This window comes from uncultured Campylobacter sp., assembly GCF_937890585.1.
Lineage (GTDB): Bacteria > Campylobacterota > Campylobacteria > Campylobacterales > Campylobacteraceae > Campylobacter_A.
Map to the genome: position 1 here is coordinate 1 of NZ_CALACG010000388.1, position 8525 is coordinate 8525.

Genomic DNA, 8525 nt, shown 5'->3' on the forward strand with positions numbered 1-8525 from the left:
AAATAGGGGCAAAATTATGATATATGAAGATAAATTTATAAAAGTAGAGCGCGAAGAGAACGAGCTTCCGTGGGTGAAAATTTTTACCGCTAAGCCATATAGAGAGCTAAGCGAGTGCGATGAGGCGAGTAGGGCTAGGCTTTTTGAGGCGATGCTGGTGGCTGAAAAGGCTATGCTTGAGTTTTATAAACCGACTAAAATAAACATCGCAAGCTTTGGAAACTACGTGCCACACGTGCATATTCACGTAATTGCTAGATTTGAAAAGGATGCATTTTTCCCAGATAGCGTTTGGGCTAGCCCAAAGAGAAAAAGCGAGCTTGTGCTGCCTAAATTTGACGGATTTGCTAAATTTTTAGAAGAAAAACTAAGGCTTAGTTTTGAATAAATATAAAAAATATCTAAACATCTACATTGCGCTTGCCGTTTTTGCCGTGATAGGCGGGCTTTTTTACTTTCTTTATAGCTCATATATGACTGAAAAAAAGCAAAACAATATGCGCGTCTTTTTCGATCACCACATAAAGCAGCTCAACAAAAGTATTGACGACGCGAAATTTTCATCAATGGCGATCTCTATTTTGCTCGCTCAAAATGAGTCGGTCCAAAACTGCTTTCTTGGTCAAGGCCGCGAAGAGTGCGTGAAAAATATCGAAAATTTGACCAAAACCCTTGGCGCAGCGTCGATGTATAACAACATCAAGCTTCATCTTTACGACAAGGATCTAAAAAGCTACGTAAGAAGCTGGGATCTAAACAGATATGGTGATATGAGCGCGAATTCTAGGTATTTAATCCAGGAGTCAAGACGACAAAACAAGCCAATGGTCGGCATCGAGGCGTGGTATGCGGGGGTGCATATAAGGGCTGTTTCAAATGTGATGCATGAGGGTAAAAACATCGGTAGCATCGAGGTTTTGCTAAACTATGACTCACTTGGAAATTTTTATAAATCGCAAGGCATCGACCTTTTCGTACTCCTATCAAAAGATAAGATGCCAGCACACAAAAGTGCGCCGAGTGATCAAATTTTAAGTGATTATTACATCGAAAATTTAAGCAGTGCAAATTTAAATATAGTTGGAATTTTGCGTGATATCGACCTTAAAAAGTATGAATTTTACGTATATAAGACGCACTATTTTTGCGTTGTGCCGCTACTTGATGCTAGCAACACGCAGATAGGCTACTACGTCCTTCACGTAAATACAGACGAAAAAGAGCGAAACATCTCACAAAACTACTTCGAATCAGAAGAGCTTTTTTAAATTTATAAATTCTAGCAGGTTAGTGCTGCTATAATTTGATTTTAGATAGCAAGGCAGATAAATTTAGCCATTATACGAAAACTCTTCGCTTGGGAAAATTTTGCTTTTTACTTCGCTAGCATAGCTTTGCACGCCTTTTCGCACAAGGGTGGCTCCGTCAAGATAGCGCTTGACAAATTTTGGTTTAAAGTCCTCGAAAAAACCGAGCATATCAGACCATACAAGCACCTGTCCGTCTACGTCCGCCCCAGAGCCTATACCGATAACTGGCACACGAACCTGCCTTGTTATCTCGCTTGCTACGTTGCTAAGCGTGCCCTCAAGCAGTATGCTAAACGCGCCAGCTTGCTCAAACGCCAAAGCCTCATCAACCAGCCTTTTTGCCTCAAGCTCGCTTCTACCTTTTATCTTGTATCCGCCTTCAAATTTAAAAAACTGCGGCTTTAGTCCGATGTGGGCTGTCACGTTTATGCCCTCTTCGCAGAGGCGTTTTACTAAATTTACCTGATGCATGCCAACTTCAAGCTTCACCGCATCGGCATTTGTCTGCTTGAAAAATTTCATAGCATTTTTTATAGCTTGCTTTTCGTTTGTGTAGCTGCCAAATGGCATATCAGCTAGGATAAAGGTCTTTTTAGCTCCGGCACAAACAGCCTTTGTGTGATAAAGCATGGTGCTCATATCAGCACTTAGTGTGCTCTCTTTCATATTAAAACTCATATTTAGACTATCGCCGACAAGGATAACATCAGCGTAGTCATCAAAAATTTTAGCAAAAAGCGCATCGTAGGCGGTTATCATCACGATAGGCTCGACGCCTTTTTTATTTTTTATATCATTTATAGTGAGTTTTTTCTTTGCGATTTTTTCATCTTTCATGGCTAAGTCCGGTAAAATTTGTGATAATGCTAACAATTTTATCAAAATTTTGCTACAATTACGCCAATTTCTTAAGGACATGAAAATGGGTATATTAAAAAGGCTTGAAGTCGATTATTCTTATGATATAGTTGAGGAGTTTCTCTCCCACTACACTTTGATGTGCGATTTACTAGAGCCTTTGATAATAAATTTAGGAATAGCTGATAAGTATAAGGAGAGCATTTTAGAGCTTTCTAGGATCTTTCACAATATCAAATCAGCAGCAGGTTTTATGCATCTTGACCCGATCTTGAAACTAACGACTTTAGCTGAAGAGGTCACTCAAGAGGCTAGAAGCTTAAAAGGTCCAGCAAATGATAAATTTATAGATTGGTTGCTGCTTATTAGCGATCAGTTTCATAAATACAAAGGCGACGTCGAGAAAGACCTAGAGTATTTTAGCGTCCTTGAGCCAAAGATCATTGACGTACCTGCAAAGCTTGACTAAACAATCCAACTAAACCATTTCATTTTTTATGGGAGCGACTTGGCTTCGACAGGAGCAGAGTGTGTACGGTGGCACGTCGCTTTGAGCAAAGCGTAAAAAGCTCAAATTAAATTTAAACGCAAACAACGTTAATTTCGTTCCTGCTTACGCTAAAGCTGCGTAAGTTCAGTTGAGCCTCGCTTTGTCTCATTCTAGCTAGGATGTAAGCGAGTAATTTAGCTAGAGTAGGCCAGCAAAGTGACTGCTTGCTAGCTGAAATTCAAGTCTTAGTCTAAATTTTGGTTTTGGAAAGTGAGCCTTTTTAGATGAAATTTTCACTTTTGCTAAGCGTGTAGAGGCTGTATGGATTTTGTTTTTGGACAGGGGTTCGATCCCCCTCGCTTCCACCATTTCACTTTAAATTTCTATTTTATTCTATAATTCAAATATTATTTTAAATTTTGCTTATTTTTAAAAAATATAAATTACAATATTTAAAAAACAAAGGAGGCTTATATGGCAAATAGTTTTGAATATATTTGTGATTTTAATGATGACTTTGAACATCAAAGGCATCTAACTACTTTCTCAAGCGCCTTTAGAAGACTGCGTAAAAGAAAAGGATTAGATAACTCCAAAGAGCAAACTAAAAAGCAAGTTGAAAGCAAGGGGGAATAAAAATGCAAAAAGAAGTAAAACAACTGGAAGATAAGAGCGATAAAGTTACTTTTGTTACTGACTTCGAGGGCGAAGAATTTTGCGTTATTAAAATTCCGCCTGCTCTTGGTTTAAAGCCTGAAATTGTAAAAATAGTTGATTATGAAGAGTTAGAAAAAGAGTTAAATAAAGAAAAGGAGCAAAAATGAAAATTAAAGTATTAGTTATAGCGTTAGTTTTAAGTGCTTTCTCTTTGAGTGCTTTTGCTAAAGTAGATTGCTCTGACCCTAAAAATAGACCTCGCAGCATAGGTGGAGTATTGAGGGGAAAAAAAAGAGTGTTATTTAACCGCCGAGCAAGCTAAACGTGATTTAGATTTAACTATCGGACGTAACCCAGTTACTGGAAAAGTAACCTCACGTGCAAATTTGGCTGGTGGAGATAATGCCACTATGCGCTTAGAAAACGCTCAAATGAACTATGGTAGAAAAAAGGCTGAACTCGAAGAGGCGGAAGAGCTTTATCAAAGTAATCCTAGCACCAAAAATTCTAACCGCCTTGATAAAGCTCGTAAAGCCTTTAAAAAAGCGCAGCTTGATCTTGAAGCGGCAGAAGAGATAAAAGAGAAAGCAGATATGAGAAAGGCAAAAGAGTAGAAAAATAATGTTTTATCATTTAAAAAATAAAGACAAAACTATTTTAGAATTTAGTATTAATGCCAAAGAATACGACGATATAGGCGGCAAAAATTTCAAATATGAAGTTGTAAATATCGCAATAAAAGACGCTTCGTATTTGCCTAAAACTATTGATATAAACGATTTAAATAACTCTTTAAAATCCTGGATAGAAAATAGAAGAATACCGAATAATAGACGTTTTGTAGAAAAGGTTGTTGCTTCTTATAGTTTAGATGAGAAGCGTAGTCTTATGGACTATATCGACGTATCATTTGGGCTTAGTTTAAATGATACGTTTTGGGTTACTCCAGCTATCGATGACTATAAATGGAAAAACTATAATCTTTACGATAATAAATTTGACGAGGCTTTGTCTTTAGTTGCCTTTAGTGGTATGAGCCATAAAGTAAGTGGCTTTACATCTTCGCCTGAATACACAACTAACGGAATGCTTAAGAAGTGCTGGTATAGAGAGTGGGACGGAATTTATCTATATAAAGGCTCTAGTAAAGCTTACGCAAATAATGGTAAAGAGGCTTACGCAGAATTTTATATGGCTCAAGTAGCGCAAGCTTTAGGCTTTGAGTGTATAAAATACGACTTACAAAAATTTCACAATGAACTGATAAGCTCGTGCAAAATTTTTACAAGCCAAAATGAGGGTTACGTGCCTATGGGTAACTTTTTTAAAAGAGGCGAGCTTTCGGTTGAGAATAGAAATATGAAAATTGCTGCGATATATGGAGAGGATAAATTAAGAGATTTACTCGTATTTGACGCACTTATTTATAATACCGATAGGCACTTGGGTAACTTTGGTATGATTGTAGATAACGACACTGGTATGCCATTAAGAGCAGCACCGATATTTGATAACGGCTTATCGATGATTAACTTCTTAACTCAAGATGAATTAAAAGATATTGATACTGCATTGAGCGATAAAATTTCTCACTTTGATTATGGATTTAACGAACAACTAAAGCGTTTTGTATGTGATAGACACTTAGAGGGCCTAGAAAAGCTTAGTAAATTTGAATTTAGAAAGCACGCTAAATTTAACTTAAGTGACGAGTGGCTAGAGCCGATACAAAAGCATATACAAGATAGAGCAAAGCTAGCTATAAAATTTTGCAATGAAAATAAAGACGAGCAAAAGAGCGAGCAGGCGGAGCAAATTTTAAATAGGCAGGCAGTAAGAAAGTGCTTCAAAGGATAAATGAAACTACTTTTTTGATAAAAATAGCAGAGCGAGAACTCTTCGTGGATAGCGAGGGGAATTTTAGATAAGCTAACTACAAAAGCTTTGCTAGCCAGTTAAATTTAACTTGGCTGGTTTTTTATCTAAGCTTTGTCTCAAAAAATGCGCCAAAAAGCGAGTTTATGCCTTGCTTTGTAAATTTCTCCATTATCTTTTCGAGCTGCGGTTTTTCTTGCCAGACGGGCTCATCTACGAGGCTCATTTTTGCTAGCTCATTTTGAGCGTCTATGTAGCTACCAAGGCTGTCTATCAGCCCCATTTTTAGGGCATTTTGTGCTAAAAAGACCCTAGCATTTGCCCACTCGTCTTTTTTCTTGATATCTAAATTTCTAGCCTCAGCCACGTCGCTTACAAAAAGCATATAAGCGTCATTTACGAGCCCTTGCAAGCTCTCACGCTCCTGCTTGCTCCAGCTCCTCATAAAGGTGCCAGCCTCTTTAAACTCGCCAGCTTTCACCACCTGCTCGCTCACGCCTAGATTTTTGGCTAAATTTTCGATGTTTGCTCCTTGCATGATGACGCCAATGGAGCCGATGAAAGCGCCTGGGTTTGCTACGATAGTATCAGCATTTACGCCAGCGTAGTAGCTACCACTTGCCATGTTGCCAGCAGCGTATGCGAGCACTTTTTTACTCTCCTTTAGTCGTTTGACCGCCATGGCTAGCTCCACGCTCGGGCTTAGCGCTCCGCCTGGGCTGTCGATGTAGAGCAGCACACCTTTGATGTTGCTATCCAGCCTTGCCTTTTCGAGCTCGTCTAAAATTTCGCTAGTATCTACTATCGTGCCGGTGATGTCGATGCGGGCTAAATTTGGCTCTTTCATCTTGCCATTTGGCGCGAAAATAAAAAATAAGATGAGTAAAAATATGAGCGCTTTAAAGTAGTTATTTATAAATTTAAAAATTCCCAAAAATCCTCTAAAAATAAGCCTTAAAATTTGCAAATTTTGCCTCCGATATATAGTTTTTTTGCCTCGTTTGTGTGAAGTATGAGCTGAAGTATTAGCTCGCTATCATCGCACTCTAGGTCGTTATAGACCGCAAGATCAGCCGCGCGTCCTGCTTTTATCTCGCCGTTATTTGTCCTAAGCGCCTTTGCGCCACCATGCGTTGCAGCGACAAAAAGCCTAGTGGCAAGCTCGTTTAGATCAAGGCTGGCGTGGGTAAAAAGGGCGGCTCTTAGTTCATGCCAGAAATTTAGGCTGATATTTGAGCTAAAGCCGTCTGTGCCGATGTTTAAACTGACGTTATTTTTGAAAATTTCTTTTAAATTTAGCGCCTTTTTGCCAAGCAGTCTGTTTGAAACGGCGCAGTGTGTCACGCTGTGGTGAGGCTTAAATTTAGCAAAATCGCTCACATAAACGCAGTGCGTAAATAGTGTATTTACCTCACGAAACATCGCAAAGTAGCTTTTCGCATCATACATCGGCTTAGGGTCTTGACTAAATCTTAAAAGGTGTTTTTTAAAGCCACCGCTGCCACGTTCTAGCCACTGCTTTTCAGCCTTGCTCTCTAAAAAATGCGTGCTTACAAGCAGGTCCTCTTTTTTAGCGATCTCAAGGGCGGCTTTGGCGAGCTTTGGGTGCACAGAGTAGGGCGAGTGCAGTGAGATAGCTGGGGTGAAATTTTTACTTTTATAGCCCTTTGTCTTTTCAAATTTAGCTAAAAAATTTTGCAAATTTTGGTTAGCCATCTGCTCGCTTGAGCCTAAAATTTCACTAAAAAGCACGACTTTTAGCGGACTATCAGCTAAAATTTCAAGATCACTACCAAAGCTAGATATCTCGCCAATGGCACAAACTCCGCTTTTTAGTAGCGAATTTATAGCTTCACTCATCGCTTTTTTAGCGTCCATTTTTGCTAGCTCGCCACCTTTATCGACGATAGAGCCAAGCCACTTTATAAAATCACCATATTTTAGTGTGCTAACGTTTGAGCTAAATTCCAAATGAACGTGCGTATTTACAAAGGCTGGGGCGATCACGCTCTCACCAAAGTCGCAAATTTTCGCCTCTTTAAATTTCTTTTGCGCCTCTTTTTCGCTTGTAATTTCTAAAATTTTACCCTCATCAATGACAACACAAGAATTTCTTAAAATTTTTGGATTTTCTCCGCCAGTGATTATTTTTTTTGCTTTTAAAATTTCCATTTCTAGCCTTAAATTTTTGTTATTGTAGCGAAAATTTAGGAACGAAAATGTATAATTTGGGCTATTTAATCAAAAAGGAGTGACATGGATAAGAAGCTAAAAATAATGGTTATCCAAGGCCCAAATATCAACATGCTTGGCGCTAGAGAGCCAGGAATTTACGGCGTTATGAAGATGGAGGATATCCACTCTCAAATGAAGATCGTTGCCGATCAAAATGACGTTGAGATCGAGTTTTTTCAAAGCAACCTTGAGGGCGAGCTAGTCGATAAGATTCAAGAGTGCTTGGGCGATGCTGACGGCATCATCATAAATCCAGCCGCTTACACTCACACCTCTATCGCTATCCGTGACGCGCTAAGTGCGGTTGCGCTGCCAGTTATCGAGGTGCATATCAGCAACGTTTATAGAAGAGAAGAATTCCGTCACAAAAGCCTTATCGCACCAGTTGCTGCAGGCCAGATCGTGGGCTTTGGACCAGTTGGCTATCATTTGGCGATGATAGGCATGCTTCAAATTTTTGAGCAGATAAAAGCAGTAAGAGCAAATCAAAACGCACAATGAATTTCATCTTAAAGGACGAAAACGCCGTATTTTACGAGTGCGGTTACAGCTGCGACAATGAGTTTTTGCTATGCCTTGATGGCGTGAAATACTTTTTCACGGATGCGAGGTATTATTTCGAGGCAAAAAGCTGCGTAAATGTTGGCGTGGTCGTTCTTTTAGCGCAGAGAAATTTAATAAACGAGGTTAGGGCATTTTTAAGAAAGATGAAGCCAAGCAGCCTCGTTTTTAACCCTGATGAGCTAAGTCTAAGCGAATTTAACGCGCTTAGCAAGGGTTTTAAGATAAATTTCAAGCCAAAGGCAAATTTCTCTAGGCTAAAGAGAATTTGCAAGAGCGAGGATGAGATAAAAATTTTAAAAAGAGCTAGCGAATTTGGAGCAAAATGCTTTGATGAATTTGCTAAATTTGTGCGTGAAAATGGCGAAGGGATGAGCGAAAAAGAGCTTCATTTTAACGCCTTGCTTATTTTTAGGCAAAAAAACGAGCTAGGTCTTAGCTTTGATCCGATCGTAGCGATAAATGAAAATGCCGCAAAGGCGCATGCGCTACCTGGGGATAAAATTTTAAAAAAGGGCGATTTACTGCTACTTGATGCT

Annotated in this window: 13 protein-coding genes and 1 other RNA gene; 11 read left to right on the forward strand and 3 right to left on the reverse strand. The window is 39.1% G+C overall.

Translation table 11 applies throughout. From position 1 onward, the window contains the following. Positions 1–16: 16 nt before the first annotated feature. Positions 17–388, forward strand: a complete 372-nt coding sequence (locus tag Q0296_RS11350; RefSeq protein WP_298040696.1) for an HIT family protein — start codon at positions 17–19, stop codon at positions 386–388. Beyond that, on the forward strand, positions 381–1268 hold the full coding sequence (locus Q0296_RS11355; protein ID WP_298040673.1) for a cache domain-containing protein: 888 nt from the start codon (positions 381–383) through the stop codon (positions 1266–1268). The genes Q0296_RS11350 and Q0296_RS11355 overlap by 8 nt, the downstream gene beginning before the upstream one ends. A gap of 63 nt (positions 1269–1331) precedes the next feature. Here Q0296_RS11355 and panB read toward each other — a convergent pair whose 3' ends face one another. Then, positions 1332–2147 carry a 3-methyl-2-oxobutanoate hydroxymethyltransferase gene (panB, locus tag Q0296_RS11360; protein ID WP_298040675.1) on the reverse strand — a complete coding sequence of 272 codons (816 nt, stop codon included), beginning with the start codon at positions 2145–2147 and terminating at the stop codon, positions 1332–1334. Positions 2148–2232: 85 nt separating this feature from the next. Here panB and Q0296_RS11365 point away from each other — a divergent pair, with 85 nt between their 5' ends. The 7 genes from Q0296_RS11365 (at position 2233) to Q0296_RS11395 (ending at position 5172) form a co-directional block, all read left to right on the forward strand. Then, complete coding sequence (locus tag Q0296_RS11365; protein ID WP_298040677.1) at positions 2233–2637, forward strand: phosphorelay protein; 405 nt, start codon at positions 2233–2235, stop codon at positions 2635–2637. 30 nt (positions 2638–2667) lie between these two features. After that, positions 2668–3026, forward strand: a transfer-messenger RNA (tmRNA) gene (gene ssrA / locus Q0296_RS11370). Positions 3027–3132: 106 nt separating this feature from the next. Continuing rightward, a complete protein-coding gene (locus Q0296_RS11375) occupies positions 3133–3294 on the forward strand; it encodes a hypothetical protein (protein WP_298040679.1) in 162 nt (53 codons plus the stop codon). 2 nt (positions 3295–3296) lie between these two features. Next, complete coding sequence (locus tag Q0296_RS11380; RefSeq protein ID WP_298040681.1) at positions 3297–3482, forward strand: hypothetical protein; 186 nt, start codon at positions 3297–3299, stop codon at positions 3480–3482. Then, complete coding sequence (locus Q0296_RS11385; protein WP_298040683.1) at positions 3479–3637, forward strand: hypothetical protein; 159 nt, start codon at positions 3479–3481, stop codon at positions 3635–3637. Before Q0296_RS11380 ends, Q0296_RS11385 begins: the two co-directional genes overlap by 4 nt. A gap of 64 nt (positions 3638–3701) precedes the next feature. Next, a complete protein-coding gene (locus Q0296_RS11390; RefSeq protein ID WP_298040685.1) occupies positions 3702–3929 on the forward strand; it encodes a hypothetical protein in 228 nt (75 codons plus the stop codon). Positions 3930–3936: 7 nt separating this feature from the next. Further along, positions 3937–5172: a HipA family kinase gene (locus Q0296_RS11395; protein WP_298040687.1), complete on the forward strand. Its 1236-nt coding sequence runs from the start codon at positions 3937–3939 to the stop codon at positions 5170–5172. Between the two features lie 121 nt (positions 5173–5293). On the opposite strand, the gene sppA is transcribed toward Q0296_RS11395, so the two are convergent. Both sppA and Q0296_RS11405 read right to left on the reverse strand, forming a co-directional pair. Beyond that, positions 5294–6157, reverse strand: coding sequence for a signal peptide peptidase SppA (sppA, locus tag Q0296_RS11400; RefSeq protein WP_298040689.1), 864 nt, complete (start codon positions 6155–6157; stop codon positions 5294–5296). Continuing rightward, positions 6145–7362 carry a metal-dependent hydrolase gene (locus Q0296_RS11405; protein WP_298040691.1) on the reverse strand — a complete coding sequence of 406 codons (1218 nt, stop codon included), beginning with the start codon at positions 7360–7362 and terminating at the stop codon, positions 6145–6147. Before Q0296_RS11405 ends, sppA begins: the two co-directional genes overlap by 13 nt. An 84-nt stretch (positions 7363–7446) precedes the next feature. Here Q0296_RS11405 and aroQ point away from each other — a divergent pair, with 84 nt between their 5' ends. Both aroQ and Q0296_RS11415 read left to right on the forward strand, forming a co-directional pair. Continuing rightward, positions 7447–7926, forward strand: coding sequence for a type II 3-dehydroquinate dehydratase (gene aroQ / locus Q0296_RS11410; protein WP_009294223.1), 480 nt, complete (start codon positions 7447–7449; stop codon positions 7924–7926). Then, positions 7923–8525 (forward strand): M24 family metallopeptidase (locus tag Q0296_RS11415; protein WP_298040694.1); only part of this gene is annotated, 603 nt, incomplete at its 3' end. The genes aroQ and Q0296_RS11415, both read left to right, overlap by 4 nt.